Source organism: Sporosarcina newyorkensis (genome assembly GCF_900167515.1).
GTDB lineage: Bacteria > Bacillota > Bacilli > Bacillales_A > Planococcaceae > Sporosarcina > Sporosarcina newyorkensis.
Genome location: NZ_FUYJ01000003.1, coordinates 460406 through 485361, shown reverse-complemented (window position 1 = coordinate 485361; position 24956 = coordinate 460406). Strand labels below are relative to the sequence as shown.

The following is a 24956-nucleotide window of genomic DNA, read 5'->3' as shown; positions in this document are numbered from 1 at the left end:
ATGGTAGTCGGGGGCTTCCCCCTGTGAGAGTAGGACGTTGCTAGGCATGCGAAGCCATTCACTATGGTCATCATAGTGAGTGGCTTTTTTGTGTTTTTATATAATTAAAATAAATTAGTAAAAAGGCTGTTAATGGATACAGTAAAAATTAGGAAGAAGATGTGTCAGTTGCGCTCATCACCCCTTCCAGAGTCTCAACGCAGTAATGCCCGGTGAGGTAGTCGAGTCTTCCCCCAAGACGGCCGGACGTTGCTACGTATACAAAGCCATTCACTATGGTCCTCATAGCAAACGGCTTTTCTGTGTTTTCATTAATTCGCATAATGAATAATCAAATGACTGTCTCATAAGATAACCAATAGAGCCCATCGAAATGAGACCAATAATATTTAATTTATATTAATTGAGAGGGCTTCATTAGGGTATATTGGTAGTAAGGGGAGAGTGTTATGATCATTACTATCGTACAGCGCTTTTTTAAAGAACGCTTTTTTGATCAAGCTGCACAGAATGCATATTACTTGCTGTTATCCGTTTTGCCTTTTTTACTGGTCGTGTTATCTCTAGTTCAATTTTTGCCGGTTCAAGAGGCAAGTATATTGGCGTTGCTACGACCCTTTGTTCCTGAGGAGTCATTTCAACTAATCGAGCAAAGTGTCCAGTCGATGATTTATAAAAGCCATGGGAAGCTACTTCTATTAAGTGTGCTGGCTGCACTATGGACATCATCTATTGCGGTTCAGTCATTTGCCCGGTCATTGGATCTAACGAACGAAAAAAGGCCACGGCAGCCCTTCTGGATTAGTTTAATACGGAATATAGGTGTGACGGTTCTTTTTATGTTGGTCGTGCCGTTGTCCTTATTTTTGCCGTTACTGGAGAAGTTGCTGCATACGGTGATTGCGTATTATGACGTGTTAGAAGATTGGCAGGGCTGGCTATATATTTGGCCGAATATTAAGTGGGGACTCGGAACAATTTTTTTGCTGCTATTTTTCTTGTTATTTTATCAACTTGTTCCGACGGGTAAAATGAAATGGAAAGAGGCGCTGCCAGGTGCTGTTTTTTCAGCTTTCGGGTGGCAGTTGGTTTCTTTGCTGTTTGGTGATTATGTATCCAGGGTGGATTATTCTAGATTGTATGGTCAATTGGCAGGTATCATTATGCTTGTGTTATGGTTTTATTTGACGGCGGTTATTATTTTACTATCGGGATTGTTGAATGCTGAATGGAAAAGGAGAGGGCGTTTCAGATGAAGATTTTAGTGGTCGATGATGATATACATATCCTAGAGCTGGTAAGCATTCATTTGAGACAGGCGGGATATATCGTGGTGAAGGCGATGAATGGACAACAAGCCTTAGAGTTGGTTACAGAGGAGTGGCCGGACTTGGCGGTAGTGGATGTCATGATGCCGGGGATGGATGGCTATACGTTGACGAAGAGGCTGAGAGAGGATACGGAAATCCCAGTATTGCTCCTTACGGCGAAAGGTGAGTTGGAGGATAAGGAGCGTGGTTTTTTGGCAGGTTCCGATGATTATCTTGTAAAACCATTCGAGCCAAAGGAATTGTTGTTTCGTATTCATGCAATTTTGCGGCGCTATGATAAAGCGGTTGATCGAATGATTCAAATCGGTCCTTTGCTGATCAATCGTCAAAGTTATGAAGTAGTGCTTGGAAAGAAGTCTTTATTATTGCCTCTGAAGGAGTTTGAGTTACTGTCGGTGCTGGCATCCCGGCGCAATCAAGTATTTACACGCGAAGTATTGGTGGAGCGTGTATGGGGATTTGATTATGAGGGTGATGAACAGACGTTAAGCGTTCATATTAAGCGCTTGCGAGACAAGCTTGGAAAGCTGACAGAACAAGTGAAAATTGTGACTGTGCGTGGTGTAGGGTATAAGCTAGAGGTTTCAGAATGAAGTCGCTCTATGGAAAATTTCTTGTGATGACGGTCGGAATTATGCTGACGAGTGCGTTGGTCGCGTTTTTAGCGGTTAATACGTATTATCATCGCTATTTGAAAGAACAGAATGATACGAAGAATGTTGCTGTTGCCGAGCAGATCGCATCGTTTATTGAAGAGGAAAACGGACTTGATTTGACGGCTTATTTTGACATGCTTGCCGCAGCAGGTTACAAGCTAATGATTATTTCGCCTGACAACACCCCTACTTTGTACGGTGAAGCGTTCCGGGTAAATAATTTGGAGATAGAGGCAATTGAACAGGTAAGGAACGGACAAGTGTACCATGGTATGCGGGATTTAAAGGCAGAAACATTTGTGACGGGGTATTTTTCGAATGAATCTGCGAATACAGTCGGAGTGCCCTTTAGCCGTGAAGGCGATACATATGCGCTATTTTTGCGTCCTGATATTAAAATGCTATTCACCGAAATTCATTACTTATTAGGCGGCATGGTAATTGTTATGGCCATTATCAGTTTACTGGCTATGCTCGTTGTTGCGAGAAAGCTGATTGAGCCAATTGTCGTGCTGACAAGAGCAACAAAACGGGTTGGAGAAGAGCAATTCAGCGGCGATATGGCAATTGACCGAAAAGATGAGATTGGTCAATTGGCGAAAAGCTTTCAACAAATGATCAATCGATTGAGTGAGAACGATCAGATACGAAAGGCTTTCATTAGTGATGTGTCGCATGATTTTCAGTCCCCTTTATTAAATATTAAAGGCTATGCAGACTTGCTGTCAGATGAAAATTTACCTGCGAATGAACGCAAGCATTATGCAAACATTATCCAATCGGAGACAGAGCGCTTATCGACGCTGACGAAACAGTTGCTTCTATTGACTTCACTTGATCAGCTAGTTTCCCCATTACAGAAGAGAGTGTTCCGTGTCGATCAGCAAGTGAAGGAGACGGTACGCAAATCACAATGGCTTTTGCAGGAGAAAGAGATGTCGCTTATGCTGGAGATTGATGAAGTGACATATGAAGGGGATCCAGCTTTCCTAGAGAAAGTATGGGAGAATTTATTGTCGAATGCGTTGAAATACACACCTGACGGAGGAACAATTGATATTCAGCTGACAGAACGAGAGAATGAAGTATATTTTTCTATTGAGGATTCAGGAGTCGGTATGTCGGAGGATACGAAAGCACGCGTATTTGATCGCTTTTATCGGGCAGATCACTCCCGAACGCGCGAAGTTGAGGGAACTGGTCTAGGTCTCTCAATTGTAGAACAAGTAGTGCGCCTTCATGACGGCAGGATAGAAGTGATTAGTGAACTTGAGGCTGGTACGACATTTATTGTGCATTTGCCAAAACTGTAATCAGTTGTTCATCTTCCGTTCATCTTGCTCAGGTAGTATAAAGATAATAGAAAGACGATGGGAGGAAATATAAAATGCAAGATAAATGGAGTTTACGTTTGATACGCGTTGCTGCAATTTTTGGTTTAATTGGTACGGTGCTTGGTTCTCATATGGCGGGGGCTGGTTCGTATGCATTTCGTCCAATTCATGCGCATATTTTGTTAGTGGGTTGGCTGTCCGTATTTTCATGGGGCGTATTCTACAAAATTTACCGAGTGCGTGCAAAGAAGCTTCTGACAGTCCAAGGTTGGACAGGAATCGTCGGGGCGATTGGATTGACTGCCGGTATGTGGTTGCAATTCATGCAGCCGTTTAATATTAATGAGACATTTTCGCTGATTTTCTATATTGTCGGTGGAACAGTTCTGCTCGTCAGCTTTGCGCTATTTGTCATCGTGACTTTTATGGTAGAGAAAACAAAAGCAGTTCGTTAATTAGTCGAGAGTCCAAGAAAGCGGTTATTCCGTGTTCTTGGGCTTTTTGTGTTTTGGGGGGAGTGTCTGTCGAAACGTAAAGAACGTTTTTTCTCGATAGTCAGTGTTTTCAACAAAAAAAACAGTTGGGTTATGGCATACTGGATGGACTTATAGCATAAAGGGGCCATGACAATGACAGGAAATAATCGCTTTACACTGACGATGATTTGCTTTGGGTTAGTGATCGCCGCAAGTGTGCTGATCAAGCAGTCGGCTAGTTCGGAGCAGAATGAGCCGAAGCCGGAACTTACAGTGCACGATTATGCGCAGATGAACGTGGCAGTTGAAGACGTGCTGAAGGAGATGCCGGAAATTACAGAGGAGTTGGAACGGATTCATTTGGGGCATATTGAAGATGGGATGGAAGAGCTGCTTTCTGTGAAGAAGGCGGAATTCCGTATACGTGTGGAAAATAATTTAACGAAGCAGGAACATTCAACAGAGTTCATGCGGGCGATGGCAGAGAAAGAGACAGGTCGATACGTGGATGCGCTTCGTGTTGCGAAAGAGGAATATGGAATTCGTGTAGCAGAGGAGGAAGTGACGGAATTCATTAAAAAAAATGTAGCCAATGTTCGCAGTAAGGAGAAGAAGAACTATGCGGAAGCGCTCGGTTTGACGCTTTACCAACTAGATTACCAATTCGATCGGGACTTTTATGTGATGGATGTGCTGTGGGAGAAATTGACGCCACTTGTGATGGAGAAGATTCCGAAGCAGGATGGAGAAAGTGAGAAAGCGTATGGTGAACGGTTGAAGGTCGAGTTTTTAGATCAAGAGGAATGAATACTATAAGGCTAGTGATGCTATGTTTTTTAAAATCTCACTTTAACTAGTGGGGCTGATGAATAGACGGGTAAGAGGATATTACAGGCAGTAGCAATCATGTAAAGTATGGTGTTTATACTCAAACTGATTTTATCGTATGAAAAGGAGCTCACTTAATAGACTCTAGTTTAATTAAGACAAAGATAACATACGTTCTTGTTGTTGGAGACTAAAGATAAGAGAGTGTTAAGTTACTAATTACTATACTAGTTCTGCAAAAAAATAGGAGACTAAGACCGATTTTCATTTGGTTTCAGTCTTTTTTTCTTAGTTTTTTTCTTTAAGAGTTTTGTAAGAGCTGATTTCTACAATAGATTAGTACTGAACTTTTATTGGAGAGTGGATGGTATCGTGCGTAATTCGCTAGGGTGGATACTTGTCATTGCTGGATTGCTACTAATTGGCTATCCATTTTACGAAAAAATCACATATGACCGACAGCAACAGGAACTTCTTGCCGCTTTCGATCAGTTGGGCGAAATGGGTGGCATGTCGTTTCCGGCTCAGCAAAAAAGTGTAAAAGCATCCACAATTCCCAATGAAAAAAATAGTTCTCTATTAAACGGAACTCGCGGTATTATCAAGACGGATGTTTCAGTACTTGAAGACAAAGAAACACCGCAGCTAATACTCGTCACGTGTACACTGCTTGAAGCTGGCAACCGTCCGACCGGCTGATTGTGCAAGTAGAACTAATCGGCACATCGCCGTATTAAATTTGTTATTTATTATTTTATATAAATAAAGTTGCAAAGTACTATTCGTTTGATGAATCGGCAAACAGCGAACCAACGGAATGCATTCAGAATAATCTGATAATACCGGCACCCCAGGTAATCCAGAAGATCCGAGCAACCCGGATGAACCAGGAATACCGGGCAAACCAGATGATTCAAACAACGCGAGTAAGCCTAGCACGCCAGGCAACTCAGGTAATTTGAACAAGCCGGACAATACGAAAAAGCCGTCTGACATTGGTTCTGCTAACATTTCAGACAAAAACGAAGTTGCTAAGGTGGCGGGAGGAAAGAATCTTCCACAAACAGGCGAGGCATATCCAATTGTTTCACTAGCTGCAGGCTTTGTGTTGATACTTGCTGGCTTTTGGATGATACGTAGAAAAAGGCACGCATAAGGAATTACTGAAGAATAGCGCATTTTAAATATTGAATGAAAGCAGCGAGGAATATTTCTATATTCTTCTGCTGCTTTTTTTGGCAAATTTTTATAATTACCAAATATCAACACTATATGCAGGATATTTATGCGAAAGGAATGATTTATTAGACTTATAAGTTTAAGAGTTTTGTAAGAACAATCTCATATACTATTTATACCAATACATGACATTGATACTAAGTGAAGGAGGAATAATAAATGCCTAGCCCTTTTCCTATTAAAAATTCTCAAGTAAGTAATAAAAAATTTATAAATATGATAAAAGAAAGGTTGAATTCGTCTTTTATCTTAGCTATGGCAGATTCGGAAGGGACTATTTTAGAACTAAATGAAAACTTCCAGAACATATTTGGATATGAACCGTCAGAGCTCCATCTATCTGACTTCCAAGTATTAGAATCGGACCTTCCAACAAAAGCTGCGTGGAATGAATTGTTGGACAGAGCCAGCCATGAAGGTCAATGGAATGGGTTATTAATTTTACAGGCAAAAAGTGAGGAATTTTTATGGTTGCAAGCAACTGTTATTCCGTTCACTGAAGGTGCAGACACCATTACAGGTATTTTAATTATTTTTAACGATATAACCTCGAGAGATGAAAGAGACACATGGAGACAAATTGCATGCCGCCATGACCTGACCAATTTACCTAACAGGAGGTCTTTCTATTTAACCATTGCTTCTTATTTGCAGAAGGCGGATCAATTAAAAACCAAACTCGCTATTCTTTATGTAGATCTAGACCAGTTTAAACATATCAACGATACGTACGGACATATGACGGGGGATGAGGTGTTAAAAGGGTTGGCTCATCGTTTTAAGGAACTTTCCTTCATGCAAGACAGGATTTTTCATTTTAGTGGGGATGAGTTTATTATCTTGCTAGATTATCTGGATGACTGTACTGACCAGATTGAAGCCGTTCAAGCAGTATGCGACGAACCGTTTCAAACAAAAAAGGGAAATATTCAAGTTCATCTCAGTATCGGCGCAAGTGTTTATCCGGCTCATAGCTCGGACATATCCATGCTGTTAGAGTACGCAGATTCAGCGATGTTTTTGGCGAAACAACAATCAGGTTCATCATTTAAATTGTATACCTCATAAATGAGTAAGAAAAGGATATGGCATATGAAGAAAAGAACACTATTCATCGTAATAATTGTAGCATCCCTGGGGATCTATGGTGTATGGATTCCAGTAGAGAGCAGGGACAGTAGTAAACCTAAAGAAAATTTAGCAGCTGAACAATTTATCCAAAAGTATTTAGTAAAAGGAGATGGGCGCATACAGACCGACTTACTGGATCAGAAGGATATCTATTTGTCAGAAACAGTTGGTCTTTGGATGGACTATTTGTTAGAGAAAAACGATAATGCACAGTTCCGCGATACAGTAGATACACTTAAAAAGTACTTTTTAACGAAACACTATCTAGTTGCTTGGGAGTTGCGTGGTAATGAAAAAGCGCCAGCCAACGCGTTTATTGATGACTTACGAATTATGGCGGCATTGTACAGAGCGGGTGAGAAGTGGAATCATCCTGTTTATACGAAACTAGCTGAGAATATGGAAGCTTCTCTTCTTCGTTACCAGACCCGTAATAGGTGGTTTGTAGATCATATTGACTTGGAGAGTAAGTACCAAGGGGATACGATCACCCTCAGCTATATCATTCCAGATGGTTTTGAGCAGATGCAGTCATTGCCGGAAGAATGGAAGAGCCAAACAAAGCAATTGCTTGTTGGTGCTCCGGCAAGTTCTCGCGGTTTTTACCCAAAATCCTATAATACGCTGTCCGATAAATTCTCATTTGATACGGAAGTCAATTTAATTGACCAGTTTTACGTTGGCTATCATCGTGCCCAATGGAATGGGGATGTGGAGCCTCTTCTGAAATTTGCTAAATCAGCGTTCGCCAAGGAAGGAAAATTATATGGTCGATATAGTTTGAACAGTGGGGAGCCAGTCGTCGCATTCGAAGCAGCTGCTGTTTATGCACTTGCCATCCTTATGTGCTTGGAGTTGGGAGAGCATGATTTTGCAAGACAACTATATCATTCTATGAAAGAAATGCAGCAGTTGGATGAAGGATTGCCTTACTATGGGGGATACACCGATGTTTATTCCGAAGATACCCATACGTTTGACAACTTATTGGCACTACTTGCCGAAAGGAAAGGAATCGATGAAACCATTTTTTAATGTAGAAACGAAAACACTGATGTTCATTTCTTTATTAGTAATTTGCTTGCAAGGTGCAGTATTCGTTTTGATTCAACAACATACACAGGGTATATTGCTCGCGGTTCTGTTGTCATTGTTGACCGTGCTGACCTTATTGGCAGGGTCGCTGGTTGGGCTGCTTTGTAGTTTGGGCATTATATTTCTGGTCGGTTCGTTCTTGCTTTATCTTTCATTCAGTTCGACTGCCGCCTTGATTCTACCATTGCCGCTTTTACTGGTGTATGGATTTGTTTTATTGTTTGCAGTTCTGACGGCTGGAAAACTGCAGGAATCTATCGTCAATCAAGGCCGTTTGAACCGAAAGCTGCAAGAAGAGATCAATCAGTTGGTTGCCGTAGATGCGTCTACCGGCTTTGATAACAGGAATCGACTGATGTTGGAACTGGAGTTGGAAATGAAGCGAGTTCAACGTTACGGCGGTAGTTTTACCCTTGTGTTGATTCAAATGGAGTACTATAAAGATTTTCAAAAGCTGTATGGAGAGGAGGAGAGACTTCATCTTCTCTCGTCGATTGCCAATAAAGTGCGGCAAGCAGTCCGAATAACCGATCGTAAGTTTCGCTATTCCGCTGATCGACTCGCCCTTTTACTAACACAAACGGATGATACGTCAATTGAGGTAGTTTATGACAAATTGGCACAGTCGCTAAAAGATCATCAACTATTGAATCAAAAGTTTGTGACATTGGCATTCCGTACGGCCTATAGCGTTTACGGAAAACAAACGGAATTACTGGATTGCGAGGACTTCATTTCACAAATGGAAAGTGAGATGGTTGCGCGTGAATTATAAACTGTTGGTCCAAGTATTGATCCTATTCTCCGCGTACATTTTTTCCCCTTTCTATACAGCTGCAACTAGTGAGGAAGAAAAGAATGATATTGCGCTTATTTATATGACGGCGGATGGTGAACTCAACGAGCATGTCTATTTCATAGAAGCAACATTGGCAGGGTTCTCGGAAGCAATCGATCTATATTCAGTGAAAGACGTTATGCCCAATTCATTGCAGGCATATAACCACCTGGTTTTCGTAGGAGATGAGGAAGGAAGGTTGCCGGAAGTTGCTTTAAAGGAAATGGAGATGTTTCCTGGTCAACTTCTTGTCTTTGGATGGAACGCAGATCAATTGGAACGATTTGGGGAATGGGGCTTTTTGGGAGAGGACTCCATACGGAGCGTTGACGGACATTCATTGAAGGAGATTAAGTCCGTGGTCCATGCAATTCCTCCTGGGGATTGCGAAATTTTATCGGAGGGTAGAACAGTAGACAAAAACCTTCCGCTAATTATCAAAAGCGGAAATACAGCATACGTGGCTACGACTGCTTTTGGAACGGAAGAGAAACTTGCTCTTTCTCGCTCGCTATATGTGCTTTTGGATGTGCCAACGTCTGTCCCGCACCCGGCATATATTCGTTTGGAAGATATTTCGCCATTTTCGGATCCCAAGCTTGTTCGGGAAACGGGGAATTATTTAGCCGACCGCAATATCCCGTTTTTTATGGCTGTTATTCCAGTATACGTCAACAGTGAGACGGGAGAACAAATGCCGCTTTCATCCAATAAAGAATTAGTGGAGGTTTTGCTTGACTTGCAGTCTAAGGGAGGGATGGTTATTGCGCATGGTTATACGCATTCTTACCGTTTTGATGAGACGGGAGAGGGATTTGAGTTTTGGGATGTGCAACTGAACCAGCCGATCACAACCGAAAAGACTGACGAGTTACCCACGCCTATTCTCTCACGTGATGCATTTTCATCCGACAGGGATTATCAGGAGTATCAAAGTGAATTACTGGAAGTTGAAACAAAGTATGTGCAACGTAAGCATACCAAGTCAATTGAAGATTTAACAGAATTAGGGCTCTATCCCATTGCGTTTGAAGCACCCCACTACACGATGAGCTCAAACGGATACGAAGTGACATCTGACTACTATTCATCTCTCTTTGGGCAGATTCAATTGAGCGACTTAAATTGGAGTGTTATGGATGCCCCTTTATTTATATCAAAACCCGCTATTTTATCGGGTATGACACTATATCCAGAAACGATAGGATACATCGACCCTGCACTTCCTGATCCATTTCAAGAAATGGAGAATTCGGTAACCAAACTGCAGGAGGTTCCGGGTTCTGTGATCGGTGGATTTTATCACCCATACTTGGGAGTGGAGTATCTGGCTGAGGTCATTCGGTTAATGGAATCGGTGCCCAATATGGAGTGGCTAGACTATTCCACTACGAATCAACACGTTACAAGTGAACGTGTGACTATTATACAAAATGCAAAAGGTATAGAAGTGCAATCAACGATTACGGAATTTGGTCAGTTGTTTGAAAATGTTAAAGAAAATCCGTTTCAATCCATGCTTTGGCTAATAGTTTTCATTGTGACAGGGTTTCTCACCGTCTTTTTTACCTATGTAGTGAATCTACGTTTTCGCTTGAAAAAACGTTTGTTTAAGGAGAGACCGAATAGTGGCTAATATATTATTTTACAGCGCACTCAGTTTGATTTGGCTCATGTTGCTGTACCACATGTTTTTAATGCAGGGGGGGTATCGGCATTTTAAGACGTACGAACGGGTGATTACCAAGTGGGAGAGAAAGATGGACCATTTACCGACCGTTAGCGTGTTCATACCCGCACATAATGAAGAAATGGTTATCAGCCAAACATTGAAAGCGATGGCATGCCTTCACTACCCAAAAGATAAGCTGGACATTATCGTAATTAATGACAATTCATCAGATCAAACGGGAGAAATTGCACAAGGGTTTGCTGAAAAACACCCTTTTATTCGAGTGATTGAAACATCTCCACCTAATCGTGGGATTGGAAAGTCCTCAGCGTTAAATGAAGCACTTGCCCAATCGGATGGAGAAATCATTGTCGTATATGATGCAGACAACACACCTGAACGAATGGCGGTTTGGCACTTGGTGATGGGGCTTCTTAACGATCCGCTTGCGGGCGCGATGGTCGGTAAGTTTCGCGTCAGTAATGCGGAACGCACATGGTTGACCCGCTTTATCAATATCGAGACAATCTGTTTTCAGTGGATGGCACAAGCAGGACGCTGGAATTGGTTCAAAGTTGCGACGATCCCGGGAACTAATTTTGCGATTCATAGGCATATCATGGAACAGCTTGGCGGCTGGGATGTGAAAGCTCTTGCCGAAGATACGGAATTAACAGTCCGAGTCTATGATCTAGGTTACTATATCAGGTTCTTTCCAGCAGCGATTACGTGGGAACAGGAACCCGAGACACTTGGCGTTTGGTGGAAACAACGAACGAGATGGGCACGTGGCAATCAATATGTAGTCATTAAGTTTCTGACTCAGTTTTTTAAATTGAAGCGAAAGCGGATTATCTTTGATTTGTTTTACTTCTTTTTTACCTATTTTCTATTTTTCTTTGGTGTAATCATCTCAAACATGCTTTTCGTTGTGAACTTGTTTTACGATCTTCATTTGCAGATCGGCAATGTAGCATTGATTCTTTGGGGTTTAGCTTTCCTGTTGTTTGTGGCGGAAGTTGCGATTGCGCTAAGTATTGAACGAACAGAGATGACTCGCAAAAATTTTCTATATATTCTTCTCATGTATTTTACGTATTCACAAATGTGGATTCTCCTTGTCATGTATTCACTATTTTTAGAGATCAAACGAGTGTTATTAGGGCAAGAGGTAACTTGGTATAAAACGGAACGCTTTTCAGAAAAGAAAGTGGAGGGAAACTAAATGAGAAGCCTTTTCATAACAGCTTTTACATTATTGGGAATCATGGGATGGCAGACCTTAAGTGCGGATGCACAAATAACCAGACAGCTTCATGTAACGGAAATCGAGCTGGATACGAATAAAAATACATCAAATAACCAGCCAATCACCAATCAGCCAATTGAACTTAATGGCCCAGAACAGGAAACATCCTTCTATTACGAACTTCAGGAAGATCAAAAGAGGACTGACCAGGCACTTGTTTTGAATTTGAGCCATTCAGAGTTGCTGATTGCACCTTCCTCTGTCTCTGTGCGTATAGATGGGAAAACGTTGCTTTCTAAATCGTTGACAGGTGAAAAAATGACAAAAAAACTCGTCATACCTTTAGAGGAAGAGGCATTAAAAAAAGGTTTTCATGAAGTGACTGTTTCTTATTACGGAGTGGTTAAAGAAGGAATATGTGTAGAACAGGGAACTACAGGAAACTGGATGACCATCCATATCGATTCATATTTTAATCTGGAGCGAGAATTATTGGAGAAACGTTCATTAAAGAATTATCCCGATGCCTTTACTGGATCGGAAAAAAATCCAATTACCATTATCCTTCCTGAGAATGCCTCAACGGCTACTCTTAATAGTGGTTTGAAGGTAGGAGCTTTTTTATCGAAAGTAGGAAATGAAGATAAATCAGTTCGCATATTGAGAGAGTCTGAAGTCAGGAAAATAACGAATAATGTCTTGTTTTTAGGAAGTGAAGATGAATTTATAAGCTCCTTTATGAAGGATTTGTTCCAACAGACAAAGTTCCCGCTAACGGATGATGCAACTACGTTTTCATTTGAGATCTTAACAGATGGAAAGCATGAAGTGAATGCACTTTTTGCGATCGCTAATTCTCCAGAAGAACTGGAGAATAGAGTATCTATTCTAACTGAACCTCGTTTAATAGAACAATTATCCGGAGAACAATTAGTATTATCTACAATCCCAACGTTACCAGTAGCCCAGGATACGCAGATTGTCTCTTTAAAACATTTTGGTCTATCCAATATGACACTGGACAGTCTGAACCGGGAAAGTCAGCAATTTTTTTACCATCTGCCATATACGTTGGATAAAGAACAGTCACCGATATTGGAGTTACACTTAAAACATACGGCCCTTGCTCCTGATAAGAAGGAGGAGATAGCAACAGAGGAATTGCTTGAGGGAGATATTGAATTAATTGCATGGATCAACAAAGTGCCGCACTCCATTAATATTCAACAGTTAAAAGAGGAGCGTAATGGAGTATATACGGTCCAACTACCGATTGACCACAATACGCTTAAAGACAACCGGACAATCAGTCTACAATTCACTACGAGTGGTTTATTGACAAGGAATCCTTGTATCACGACGGATCAAAGTCGTTGGCTCTATATTGAAGAAGACAGTTTCTTCATACTTCCGAAGGCGGAGAAACAGAAAAAGCATTCGATAGCGGAATTTCCATTCCCATTCGTTGATCAAGGAGAAGATATATTAATTGTTTTACCTTCATCTGAGAGCGTTGATGACAATGAATTGCTGTATTTATACGAAAAACTTCTCGTCAATACACGTTCCATGAATTGGCAGCTAGTGCTTGCGGATGAAGTTTCAGAAGATAGCCTAAAAAAACATCAGTTGCTTTTTATTGGGGGGCCAAATGTTCAACCGGCCCTTCAGAAACAGGTTTCGGAGTTGTTAGTATCACATGAAAAAGGGAAACCCGATTTGGCTTCTGCTGGCTTTTTACCTGAAACCGTCGAAACAGTCAATTGGATTCAACCAAGCGTATGGAGTGAAAAGAAACATACAATGATGGTTTGGGAAAATGTCGATGGAGGAGCATCCATTGATCGGAAAGTAATTGAATTTCTAAGCACAACGGAAGAGTTTGCAACGATGGTCGTTAAGTCGGAAAATGGTAAAATGTATACCAATGCATCCACCATTCAATTAGAATCACCTAGCTCAGAAGTAAAGAGCGATCGGGTGGAAGAACAGTTATCCGGCGTGTGGATTGGAGGACTTGTGGCACTTCTGATTATTTCCTTATCGGGTATTATTTATATCATCCGAAAGAGGCGCCTCAATATATAAAGAGAGGAATTAGTCGAGATCATGTCGAAATAACTCTTTATGAAACCAAAAAAATTACTTTTATTCATTATAACACTCTTGCTGATTCTCACTTCTTTCCGATTGGTGTGGATCGAGTCGAATTATAGCGAAAATACACCGAAGGCAAAAAATGGAGTATTGGATTTGAGAGGGACTCCAGCTCTTTCTGAAGGAATGCTTCCATTGAACGGGGAATGGGAGTTTTACAAAGAGGAGTTTCTTGAGCCGGGCGAACATCCGGAAAATCAACCAATAGAAATTGAAGTGCCAGGTAACTGGAAGAATCACCTCTCAGATAATAACGACCCATTTGGCTATGGAACCTATCGCTTAATGATTCAATTAGATGCAGAGGAAGCTGACACTTATCGACTTTATACAAAAGATCTCGTGTCGGCTTCCCGTTTTTTTATAAACGGTAAAGAAGAAGCGACTCTTGGAAGAACCGCCATAAATAAGCAGGAGGAAGTACCGGATTACCGTCCGCGCACACTGCAGCTTAATGGTCACGTAGAAGAATTAGAAATTCTTATTCATGTCTCGAACTTTCACTCAATGCGTAAAGGAGGCATAATCCAGCCAATGGGGCTGGGGGAATGGTCAGCAACGGAGCAGTCTGTGTTTCAGGACTATGTTTGGCAAATCGTTATAGCGGCTATAGTTTTGCTGCACAGTATCTATTCTTTACTGACCTATCTTTTATTTTCCAGAAAGAAAGAAATGTTATTCTTAGCTCTGGCTCTTTTATCAATGGGTCTATCGATTACTATAGATGATGACAAGTTGCTGCTTTATTTTTTCCCGCACATCCCATTTGATTGGTGGAAAAAAATTATTTATCTTGCATACACAAGCAGTGCCTACTTTTCAGTACTTTTCATCAAGTCGTTAGTGAAGGCAGAAGGCAAACCATTTGGTAAGTGGGCAACCTATTACTTTCGTTTTGTGAATACTTTATATATTCTTTTTGTTATTATTACATTGTTGCCTGTAGAAATATATATGTATATAGTTTACACATTTATCATGCTGATTCCGCTACCGCTACCTGTTCTAATTTATCGTTCAACACTGCCTAAGAAAGATGATTTTTTATACTTTATACTCGCAGTAGTCAGCATATTATCTAGTCTTATATGGGGTTCCTATAAAAGTCGAATTGCCCCTGATCTACCGTATTATCCGTTTGATATGCTAATTGGCATTTTGCTATTTGGTTTGTTTGGGTTTAAAAGATTTTTCATGGAAACCAAAAAAAGCCAAAGATTGACGATGTCTTTGCAGAAAGAGATCCAGCAAAAAGACAACTTTTTGGCAAACACCTCTCATGAGCTGCGGAACCCCCTCCATGGAATATTGAATATTTCACAGACAATTTACGATAGTGGCAAGGGCACAATGACAAAAGACATGAAACGGAATCTGGAAACTCTTATGTCGGTGGGTCGTCGGATGTCCATGATCTTGAATGATTTGTTAGATAGAGAACAGTTGCAAGGAGAAAAAATTCGTCTAGATCAGCAGGCAATTCGTTTGGCGCCTGTTATAACCAATGTCTTTGATACGTTGAAGTTTATGAAGGAAGGAAAATCAATTACATTAGAACATACAATTACTGATAACTTTCCACTGGTGAGAGCAGATGAAAATCGCTTATTTCAAGTTCTTTTTAATTTAGTACACAATGCAATGAAATTTACTGATCACGGCCGTATCAGGATTTCGGCGGAAGTATATCAAGAGATGGCAGTGATTCATGTCAAGGATGAGGGTATTGGTATAGACCAAGAAATCGCAAACACGATATTTTCACCTTACACACAGGACGAACGAGGCATTATGTTCACAGGTGGTGGAGGAATTGGACTTGGATTGAGCATTTGCCGTCAACTTATTGAGTTGCATGGAGGGACTATACAAGTAGAATCTGAAGAAGGAAGAGGTTCTACCTTCACCTTTACATTACCTATTGCTGCTGTACAAGATGATGGCGAAAGTATACCGCTGATTGAACTGGCTGAAGCGGAGTCGTCTGGCTATGCTGACTTTTTGGACAGAACATTGTACAGCACAGCCGAACGAATACTAGTTGTGGACGATGATCCGATGAACTTAACGATTATCAAGCGAATGCTCGTGGCGGAAGGATATGAGGTCGTTGCTTGTACGACTGGTAAAGAGGCTTTGTGGCAGTTGGATGCTGGCAATTGGGATCTCATCATATCGGATGTCATGATGCCGTATATGTCGGGCTACGAGTTGACGCGTAGTATACGAGAAAGGTTTTCAGTAGCAGAACTACCTATTTTATTATTAACCGCCCGAACACAGCTGATCGACATTCAGATGGGATTTGAAGCTGGCGCAAATGACTACGTCAGGAAACCGGTTGAAAAACTGGAACTGATGACGCGTGTACGAGCACTTACCACGTTGAACAATACAATAGCCGAACGAGTACAAATGGAAGCGGCCTGGCTACAAGCACAAATCCAGCCGCATTTCCTTTTCAATACACTCAATACGATAAGTGCATTAAGTGAAATTGACCCAGAGAAAATGATCAAGCTACTAGAAGAATTCGGAAACTATTTACAGGGGAGTTTCACGGCGCAAAATTTAGAGCAGACAGTTCCGTTAGAAAAAGAATTAGCACTCGTTGAATCTTATATTTTCATTGAACAGCAACGTTTTGGCGAACGTTTGAATGTTGAAATGAATATCGACTCAGTATATGGGGCGCAAGTTCCGCCGTTGTCGATTCAAACCTTGGTTGAAAACGCAATAGAACATGGCGTATTGAAACGTCCGGAAGGCGGTACCGTTCATATTGAAGTTATGGAAAATGGTGATTTCGTGGATATTGCCATTTCTGACAACGGACTTGGAATGAAGGAAGAGGAGATAGAGGCTATCTTCGAGGATTCTAGTAATAAAAGACAAGGGGTCGGTCTACCAAATACGAATAAACGGTTGCGTCAGTTGGGCAATCAGGGCTTGACCATCGAGAGTACTCCGCAAGTTGGCACTATTGTCCAATTTTCCACGCCTAAACAAAAATAGGGAGAAATTCCTGCCGGTTTCCTCCCATTCTACAATTGATCACTAAAAAGAACTTGTTTATACAAAGCATCTGTGGAGTGGTTGGGCGAAATGCCCAGCTCCTCCATAACACGTGCTTTAAAATCATGATAGACTTTTATAGCTTCTGTTCGATTCCCGCTCTGTATATAGTGTTCTAGAAGCTTTTGCAAGACTTGCTCTGAGTATGGATCTAGCTGAAATAATCGTGTGAGATGGAATAGTTTGTTCTTTGCCTCTCCGATTAAGTCATAGTAATCAATAGTGCGTTCAATTAGCTGATACAACGACTGACGCATGTTCATGGAATGAATATGCGACCATTCGTAGCCTTCCTGCTCCATATAATCGCCTTTGTACTGATTTATAGCTTCTTCAAAAAGCTGAACATTATCGGGGGTTATTTCAGAATGCTTAATGAGCAAATGTTCGATATTGATTGCATCACACTGAAAATTTGAGAGGTCCAAACAATAACTTTGATTGGCAAAAGTGATGACTTTTGGATGTCCAATAGTTGCAAGTGTTTTTCGCAGATGAGAAAGGGCAGTATGCAATTGAATTTTAGCCTTGTCATATTCCGTATCCGGCCAGAGAATATCGATCAAAACATCTCGGTTGATAAATGTACGATGATGTGTGATAAAGAAAGCAAATAACTCTTTTACTTTAGCCGTTTTCCACTTCACCGGCTGGCCATTAGAATACACTGTAAACTCAGCGAAACATTGGATTTTCAACTCTTCATACGGAACCAGACCTGGCTGCTGAGCGGGTGTAGCCAGAAGATGCTGTCGTAAACGCAAAATGGTTTTTTGCAATCTTTCGTCCGTTAAAGGCTTTAAAATATAGTCAATCGAATTCAACTCAAACGCCTCTATCGCATAATCTCTATAAGCAGAAACGAAAACGATGCAAACAGATGGATGAACAGATAAAATATGCTCAGCTAAATCAATTCCATTGATTCCTGGCATTTCAATGTCTAAAAATGCAACGTTAAATGAGAGCTGTTGCAGACCTTCCAGTAAAAGAAGCGGGTTAGCGAATGTTTTAATGACCTCAAGATCTTCGAAAGTACGAAGCTTGTGCGAAAACAACTGCAATGCTAATGGTTCGTCATCGACTAGGATTGCCCGAATCATCCTTACTCCCCCTTTTAGGACATAACCAATGTATCCATTGTATTCTATTTCTTGTAAAATTTACAGAGTTGAAAAAGAAAGCTTGAAAATTTCATTTACTAATAAATAGCGCCAGTAATATTTAATAATGAGTAATCTTTTGAGAAAAGGGATTTGTAGCAGTTCAAAATAAATTGCATGCTATGCGGTAGTGGTACTTATGAAACTGTGATGAAACAGCAAAGTGACGATCTTCTACTAGTGTATGTAGAGGAAATGTATCTGTCATCTACAGTGCTCATCAAAAAAATTATCAATGTACAGATGGAAAGATGTTCTGTTCGTGAATGAAGTTTACAAGAGGAATTTAAAAGAGCCGTGAACCCAGTATATCGAAGCTCGTAGTATGGAAGAAAACTGGTCGACCATTAAACTAGTTTAAGACGATTAGAAGAAATAAAAAGCGACATCCAATAGGTCAAAACCTATCGGACATCGCTTTTTTATTACTTCATAGGCAAGTCGAATGTGACCGACTTTTCTTTAAATAACCTTTTGGCATTGCTGTCAGATAACGGACCGAATTGAATCTTCAGTTCCTTCAATAAATCGAACTCGTCTTTACGGAAAAGGAAGACGGCCAAAATTTCTTCCTTTTCACCAGGCTGCAAGTCACCATAGAGAGTAGGTTCTAGCATACCTTCTGATAACATGGTACCTCGGTTTTGGTCTAAAATTAACCGTTTTTGAATCAATGATTTCGTGATGGCTTCTCCGCTATCGTTCTTCACTTGGAACTTTGCCGTTAATGCAACGAGCGGGCCATCGCCGAAATTGCGGAATCGCTCAGCATGAGCTGTTGTCGGCTTAATATTGGCAAATTGTATGCCGTCAAGTGTAATGGTAACTTTATCAATTTTCTGTGTTTCATTCATATCTTCCTTTGCGAAGAACAAGTCTTTATCTGCAATGGTGTCCGTTACCATTTTATCGGCGTAAAGATCAGAACTTTTCGATGCTTTTTCTGCTCCATCTTCGTTGAATGGAATTTTAAAAATGGCTTCCTTGCCGATTCGCTTGTCAAAATCATCTTCCAGCAAGGGAATATCAACAGTGAACGTTGGGGCTACCAAGCGCTCATACTGATCCTTTGTCATGGTGTACGCTTGCATTCCAGTATATTTTCCAGGAGCGTATTGACGAACGGTATTATCTTCATTACCTTTTAGCCAATCATCCCGATCCACAAGGCTGCTTCGCATATATAAGTTTTCAGTACCATCATCGGAAAGCATCATCGTACTTGCATTGTAAAATACATCTTCATCCAAATTGTTTTCGAATCCTAGTTTATATGTAATAACATATCCTTCGTCTTCATCATCAAAATTATGCTTGGCCGATTCATTCATGTTCGTGACATGGGCAATTTGGTACTCTTCAATGGCGAGTGACACTTTTTCCGAATATGCGTGTTTCAGATTGGGATCGGTATTCGTGTAAACGATTTCTACGTCGCCGCCCGTCTCTTCTTCCAGATACGGATTTATGTTTTCTGCGGATTCGCTGTCACCGCGTTCATCAGATTCTTTGTTTTTTTCTGTTTCAGCTGTTTCGCTATCATTATTTTGATTGCCTTTTACTTCAGTTTCATTTTCAGGTAGTTCAGTAGCGGATACTTCATCTTCCTTTTCTTGCGCTTTTCCACAAGCACCGAGGATGAGAACTGCCGCCAAGATGCTGCCGATCACACTTCGTTTCATATTCATATTATTGGGCCCCCTTCATTTACGAGTCATCTACCATATTATTGTAGCAGGTTATATATTGGTAAAAAGAAGCATTTTTAGAAATAGTCCTTAAGGTTTCATATAAAGGTAATTAATACAGGTAGTCCTAAAAAAGCGACAATAAAAAAACTCTCTTCACCTAGTGAACAGGCGAAAAGAGGGAGGAGATAGTATAAACGGTATCTATCATTGAAAATCAATCAGTTATTATAAGAAGTATCTTGTACATATTCAAACTCCTTTTGGGTTATTTAAATCCTTTCAAATCTCTAAATAACCAAAGTAGTCATGGTTTTGAAATCTCTTGATCCTCTCTTGGCGTCGCGCGATACACAATAAACGATAAAATCAGTGCTACGATCGACATCGCAAACGCAATAAAGTAGACCAATTCCACGCCCGCTACGAGTGCAAGATTCATTGTTGCAGGATCTTTCGGTGTTTCAGACTGCTGCAACACATGTAATTGGCGAGCATTCATTATACTAATGAAGACGGATACGCCAATCGCTCCTGCAACCGGCTGTAGTGTCGACATGACAGCTGTACCGTGTGGATAAAGCCGCTTCGGCAATTGATTCAGTCCATTCGTTTCGGCAGGCATCATAATGGCGGAAACCGATAGCATGATCAAGATATAGCCAACGACGACTATCCATACTGGGGTATCTACTGTCAATTGGCTCATCATGAACATCGTACCGCTCAATACCAGTGTCGCTGGAATCATCAGCACACGAGGACCAAATTTATCGAATAGAGAGCCCATGAATGGAGACATAATCCCATTTAAAATACTACCTGGCAAAAGCACCAATCCAGCCGTCGCAGCTGTAAGCGCAAGAGGACCCTGCATATAAATTGGCAAAATAATTTCTGACGCGAACATAGCCATGATGATAATTAAAAACATGAACACGGCATGTGTAAACATTGGGTAACGAAATACTCGCAAGTCCATTATCGGCTCTTTTAGCTTTAATTGCCTCCACGCAAAAAGGAAGATTCCGATGACTCCAATCCCGATGAATAGCCAAACACTTGGAGTTTGAAATCCATTCGCACTCTCTCCAACGGAACTAAATCCATATACTATTGAACCAAATCCGATAGTTGAAAGGATTAACGAAGTAAAATCAATTTTTGGCTTGGTTACTTCAGAGACATTGATTAAATATCTATACGCAAAGGCAATTGAAAATAATGCAAATGGAATGACAATGATGAACAAATAACGCCAGCCTAAATATTCAACAATCACGCCTGATAATGTAGGTCCAATTGCAGGCGCAAACATAATGACAAGTCCGATGAGCCCCATTATTTTTCCCCGGCGTTCTGGTGGGTAAATCAATAAAAATACATTGAAAATGATGGGCATTAATAGTCCTGTACCGACCGCTTGAATCAATCGTCCTGTTAATAGTACAGGGAAGTTAGGGGCACTTGCACAGATGATCGTGCCGATTGTAAATACTGTCATTGTTCCCAGAAACAATTGACGCGTTGTGAACCACTGCAAGAGCAGGGCAGAAATCGGGATGACAATCGCCATGACGAGCAGGAAGCCTGTCGCCATCCATTGCACTGTTGCCAACTTAATCGAAAACTCATCCATTAGTGTAATGAGCGCAATATTCAATAACGTTTCGTTCAAAATAGCAAAAAAAGCGCCAATAATTAGCGATAACATGAGCGGCAATACTTTCACATTTGGATTATCCGCTAAGTACTCATATTGTTTGTTTTCCATTACACAACCTCTTTCATTATTACTAAAGCATTATAATTATAATCGACTACCCGGTGAGTGCAAGTTTTACGGATCATTATACGTATATAGCAGAACCGTTTGTTCCAACTCAAGTGTTTTTTCAAGGATATTCTAATGAATGTCTGCTTGCATTATACATGAAAAGACCCTTTTTCTATGGTACGTTGGGATTACTACTTTTCAAATGAGTACTTGAGTGAAAATATGGAAGGAGAGAGCGAATAATGAACCATTGGAATACACGTTTTCAATCCGAGAATTACGTTTACGGCAAGGAACCAAATGTTTTTTTGAAGGAATTTCAAAAGAAAATAGAAGTTTCAGGTGATGCACTGACCATAGCAGAAGGAGAAGGGCGCAATGCTGTTTACTTAGCAGAGCAGGGAATGAACGTCACTACATGGGATTATGCCGAATCGGGTCTTATAAAAACCAGGAAACTTGCAGAAGAACGGGATGTCAAGATCTCGACAGAGCTGGTTGATTTAAACGAAGCAAGCTGGGAGAAAGACAAATGGGATGAAATCGTGTGCGTTTTTGGTCATTTTCCGACAGAGCTTAGGCAAAAAACTCTTCAAAGTGTAAAAGAAGCCATAAAGCCAGGCGGTTATTTTCTGACGGAGGTTTATTCAAAATATCAGCTCCCTTATAAAAGTGGCGGACCACAAGATATCAATTTTTTATATAAACCCGAAGAATTTTTGGAACTCTTCGAGGAATGGCACATTGTTCACTTTTTCATGGGAGAGGTTTCGCGCCACGAAGGAGAGCTTCACAATGGACTATCCCATGTTATTCAATTTGTTGGTCAAAAACCGCTGGAGTAAAAGAATTACATCCAAGAAATATACTATGTGTAAGTCATTTCATTCTATCTGAATTCAATTGATATCCCCCACTTATATAAGTGGGGGATGAATCTGTTATTTTTCCTGCCTTATGTTAAAATCCAAACTCAACTTCCCATCTATTAATGCGAGCGCTGCATTAAATGTGCTACCATTTTGAGCGGTAAAACCTTTGATCACATTGGTTTTCCCTTTCGTACATAGCAGTTTCACTTGACTTGGGGTCAGTTTTTTCTTGAGAAATAAACCGGGGAATGTTTGCTTACAACCATTTTTATAATTACTGCAGCCATAGAAGCTTTTGCGAGCTACGATCGTTCCTTGTTTGCATGTTGGACAAGGGGCGATCTCTTGCGGCGTGTAAGAAGATCTCGATTTTTTAGTGCAAGCCGGCAGTGTCACCGTGACCGTTTGGTCTTCCAGTTGTTCCGGGACTTCATTCAACAGCTTTTGAATGAACTTGGCGATTGTATCTAAGAAATGTTGTGCCGATCCTTCACCCGTCCCAATTTTACGCAAATAACTTTCCCATTTCGCTGTCATGGAAGGACTGGCAAGTAAGTTTCCTTCAATTGCTTGGCAGAGTACGCGTCCTTTATCGGTTATCGATACTACGTTCTTCGAAACGCTGATATAGCCATGTTTCTTGATCGTTTCGATGATGTTACTTCGGGTCGCTTCCGTACCGAGTCCTTCTACTTCCTTCAAAATTTCCGTTTCCTCTTTATCCTCAATTAATTTTCCGCATGTTTTCATCATGGCAATTAACTGGCCCTCTGTGTAAGGTTTTGGTGGCTGTGTTTTGCCTTCCTTAATAGCAATCTCACTGGTAACCGGTTCGTTAAGTTGAAGCGGCGGTAAAGCTTTCTCTTCCTTTTTCTCTTCCTTTGAGGTGCCGAAAAGTGCCTTCCAGCCAAGGTCACGTTCTGTTTTCCCGACTGTGAAAAATGGCAATCCGTTAACATTCGTCGTTACTTTCGTTTCGGTATACAAATAATCCATATGAAACATAGCGAGCGTCGTGCGAACCACTTCTTCATAGAGATTACGCTCAATTCCCGATAATTTAGCAAGAGCCGCTTCAGTAGGAATCTTTTTTGTCGGGATGATGGCGTAATGTTCCTGAACCTTTGAGCTGTCCACATAGCGTTTTTTAGGTGTCAGAGACGCCGTGAATGGATGGTGAATGAGCTGTTGATATGCATTGACTTGGTCGCGCAAATAGGCAAATTCATTCGGTGTAATATGCCGTGTATCGGTACGCGGATAGGAGACAAGTTTCTTTTCATACAGTGTCTGCATCGTTTTCAGTACATTGGCAGGGCTTGTCTTCCAACGTCGATTAGCCGTCGCCTGCAAAGTAGACAATGAATGAAGCTGTGGCGGCGGCATCCGTTTGTCTGTATTTATAACAGACGTGACAACACCAGGAGTATCTAGCTGAATTTGATGTTTCGCTAACAGTTCTTGCACAATTTCGCGCATTGGTTCTTTTACCTTTGCCTTGCCTTTATACTTGCCATGTTCAGACGTGAAAAGTGCTTCCACTTCAAAGAAGGGTTCTGATACAAACGTTTCGATTTCCTGTTGTCGCTGATAGATTAAGTATACCGTCGGGGACTGAACGCGGCCGATCGGAAAGACTTCTTGAATACCTTTTGCCTTTAATAAAAGTGTGTACAACCGAGAACCGTTCATACCGACAAGCCAGTCACTGATCTGTCGTGCTTTAGCCTCTTCATAGAGCAGCAAATCTTGCCGATTGTCCCGCAAGTTCGCAAAACCTTTTCGTACTTCATCTACTTCCAAGGAATTGATCCAAAGTCGCTTAATCGTTTGATTGCGTGCGCCAGTCATGTTGTAAATGGAATAAAAGATGTTGGATCCTTCACGGTCCACATCACAAGCATTAATGACGACGTCGGTCGCGCGCATCAATCTCTTCACCGCTTGAAATTGTTCATACTTTCCCTTCGCAATTTGAAATTCATAACGTTCCGGTAGTATCGGCAAACTCCCAAGCGTCCAGCGATTCCAGCGATTGTCGTACGCTTTTGGTTCTTTTAATTCGACGAGGTGCCCGATGCCCCATGTGATGATTGCGCCTTGCGGAAAAAGCTGACTTTGCGCTAGTTCGATATGTGTTTTTTGTCGATTTTTTACATTAAAGGCTTCTGCATAGGCTTTTGCCTGGGATGGTTTTTCGGCTAAAATGACTGGTTTCATAGAAACACCTCTTTCACGTATGAGATGAAACGTTAGTTCTTATAGTTGTATTATCGCATAAATGAGTCAGGTCATCTAATATTTGGCTAGAAGCTGAAATTAATATTTAAAGAAATAATCATAACTAATTGATTGCTAAAATAATATATAATAAA

20 protein-coding genes are annotated in these 24956 nt (G+C 40.9%); 15 read left to right on the top strand and 5 right to left on the bottom strand.

Annotated features, from left to right (window positions below):
* The first annotated feature begins 449 nt into the window (after positions 1-449).
* The 6 genes from B5D59_RS08950 to B5D59_RS08925 all read left to right on the top strand — a co-directional run bounded on the left by B5D59_RS08950 (position 450) and on the right by B5D59_RS08925 (position 5324).
* Positions 450-1256 (top strand): YihY/virulence factor BrkB family protein, encoded by an 807-nt coding sequence (locus B5D59_RS08950; RefSeq protein WP_078817680.1) that lies wholly within the window; start codon positions 450-452, stop codon positions 1254-1256.
* Complete coding sequence (locus B5D59_RS08945) at positions 1253-1924, top strand: response regulator transcription factor (RefSeq protein ID WP_078817679.1); 672 nt, start codon at positions 1253-1255, stop codon at positions 1922-1924. The genes B5D59_RS08950 and B5D59_RS08945 overlap by 4 nt, the downstream gene beginning before the upstream one ends.
* A complete protein-coding gene (locus tag B5D59_RS08940; RefSeq protein WP_078817678.1) occupies positions 1921-3300 on the top strand; it encodes a sensor histidine kinase in 1380 nt (459 codons plus the stop codon). The genes B5D59_RS08945 and B5D59_RS08940 overlap by 4 nt, the downstream gene beginning before the upstream one ends.
* Positions 3301-3374: 74 nt before the next feature.
* A complete protein-coding gene (locus tag B5D59_RS08935; protein ID WP_078817677.1) occupies positions 3375-3776 on the top strand; it encodes a hypothetical protein in 402 nt (133 codons plus the stop codon).
* A 174-nt stretch (positions 3777-3950) separates the two neighbouring features.
* The gene (locus B5D59_RS08930; RefSeq protein WP_078817676.1) at positions 3951-4604 is read left to right on the top strand and encodes a hypothetical protein; all 654 of its coding nucleotides are present in this window, start codon (positions 3951-3953) and stop codon (positions 4602-4604) included.
* A 393-nt stretch (positions 4605-4997) separates the two neighbouring features.
* A complete protein-coding gene (locus B5D59_RS08925) occupies positions 4998-5324 on the top strand; it encodes a hypothetical protein (RefSeq protein WP_139365980.1) in 327 nt (108 codons plus the stop codon).
* On the opposite strand, the gene B5D59_RS18200 is transcribed toward B5D59_RS08925, so the two are convergent.
* Positions 5271-5645, bottom strand: coding sequence for a hypothetical protein (locus tag B5D59_RS18200; RefSeq protein WP_176132520.1), 375 nt, complete (start codon positions 5643-5645; stop codon positions 5271-5273). The genes B5D59_RS08925 and B5D59_RS18200 overlap by 54 nt on opposite strands.
* Positions 5646-5661: 16 nt before the next feature.
* Between B5D59_RS18200 and B5D59_RS18690 the strand changes: the two genes are divergently transcribed.
* From B5D59_RS18690 to B5D59_RS08890, 8 genes are all read left to right on the top strand, one after another.
* Positions 5662-5781, top strand: coding sequence for an LPXTG cell wall anchor domain-containing protein (locus B5D59_RS18690; protein ID WP_425441340.1), 120 nt, complete (start codon positions 5662-5664; stop codon positions 5779-5781).
* A 242-nt stretch (positions 5782-6023) separates the two neighbouring features.
* On the top strand, positions 6024-6932 hold the full coding sequence (locus B5D59_RS08915; RefSeq protein ID WP_078817673.1) for a sensor domain-containing diguanylate cyclase: 909 nt from the start codon (positions 6024-6026) through the stop codon (positions 6930-6932).
* Between the two features lie 24 nt (positions 6933-6956).
* Entirely contained in the window at positions 6957-8030 is a 1074-nt protein-coding gene (locus tag B5D59_RS18015) for a glycosyl hydrolase family 8 (RefSeq protein ID WP_176132540.1), read from the top strand.
* Complete coding sequence (locus tag B5D59_RS08910) at positions 8014-8865, top strand: diguanylate cyclase domain-containing protein (RefSeq protein WP_176132539.1); 852 nt, start codon at positions 8014-8016, stop codon at positions 8863-8865. The genes B5D59_RS18015 and B5D59_RS08910 overlap by 17 nt, the downstream gene beginning before the upstream one ends.
* Complete coding sequence (locus B5D59_RS08905; protein WP_078817671.1) at positions 8855-10564, top strand: DUF2334 domain-containing protein; 1710 nt, start codon at positions 8855-8857, stop codon at positions 10562-10564. Before B5D59_RS08910 ends, B5D59_RS08905 begins: the two co-directional genes overlap by 11 nt.
* Positions 10557-11825, top strand: coding sequence for a glycosyltransferase family 2 protein (locus tag B5D59_RS08900; RefSeq protein WP_078817670.1), 1269 nt, complete (start codon positions 10557-10559; stop codon positions 11823-11825). The genes B5D59_RS08905 and B5D59_RS08900 overlap by 8 nt, the downstream gene beginning before the upstream one ends.
* The gene (locus B5D59_RS08895) at positions 11826-13937 is read left to right on the top strand and encodes a cellulose biosynthesis cyclic di-GMP-binding regulatory protein BcsB (protein ID WP_078817669.1); all 2112 of its coding nucleotides are present in this window, start codon (positions 11826-11828) and stop codon (positions 13935-13937) included.
* Positions 13938-13976: 39 nt separating this feature from the next.
* Positions 13977-17021: an ATP-binding protein gene (locus tag B5D59_RS08890; protein ID WP_078817668.1), complete on the top strand. Its 3045-nt coding sequence runs from the start codon at positions 13977-13979 to the stop codon at positions 17019-17021.
* Positions 17022-17050: 29 nt separating this feature from the next.
* Here the strand turns inward: B5D59_RS08890 and B5D59_RS08885 are convergent, their stop codons facing one another.
* The 3 genes from B5D59_RS08885 to B5D59_RS08875 form a co-directional block, all read right to left on the bottom strand.
* A complete protein-coding gene (locus B5D59_RS08885; protein WP_078817667.1) occupies positions 17051-18184 on the bottom strand; it encodes a response regulator in 1134 nt (377 codons plus the stop codon).
* 485 nt (positions 18185-18669) lie between these two features.
* A complete protein-coding gene (locus tag B5D59_RS08880; protein ID WP_078817666.1) occupies positions 18670-19932 on the bottom strand; it encodes a DUF5068 domain-containing protein in 1263 nt (420 codons plus the stop codon).
* A 307-nt stretch (positions 19933-20239) separates the two neighbouring features.
* The gene (locus B5D59_RS08875; RefSeq protein WP_078817665.1) at positions 20240-21706 is read right to left on the bottom strand and encodes an MDR family MFS transporter; all 1467 of its coding nucleotides are present in this window, start codon (positions 21704-21706) and stop codon (positions 20240-20242) included.
* A gap of 245 nt (positions 21707-21951) precedes the next feature.
* Between B5D59_RS08875 and B5D59_RS08870 the strand changes: the two genes are divergently transcribed.
* Positions 21952-22554 carry a class I SAM-dependent methyltransferase gene (locus B5D59_RS08870; protein ID WP_078817664.1) on the top strand — a complete coding sequence of 201 codons (603 nt, stop codon included), beginning with the start codon at positions 21952-21954 and terminating at the stop codon, positions 22552-22554.
* A gap of 96 nt (positions 22555-22650) precedes the next feature.
* Here the strand turns inward: B5D59_RS08870 and B5D59_RS08865 are convergent, their stop codons facing one another.
* Positions 22651-24801 (bottom strand): type IA DNA topoisomerase, encoded by a 2151-nt coding sequence (locus B5D59_RS08865; RefSeq protein WP_078817663.1) that lies wholly within the window; start codon positions 24799-24801, stop codon positions 22651-22653.
* Between the last annotated feature and the right edge of the window lie 155 nt (positions 24802-24956).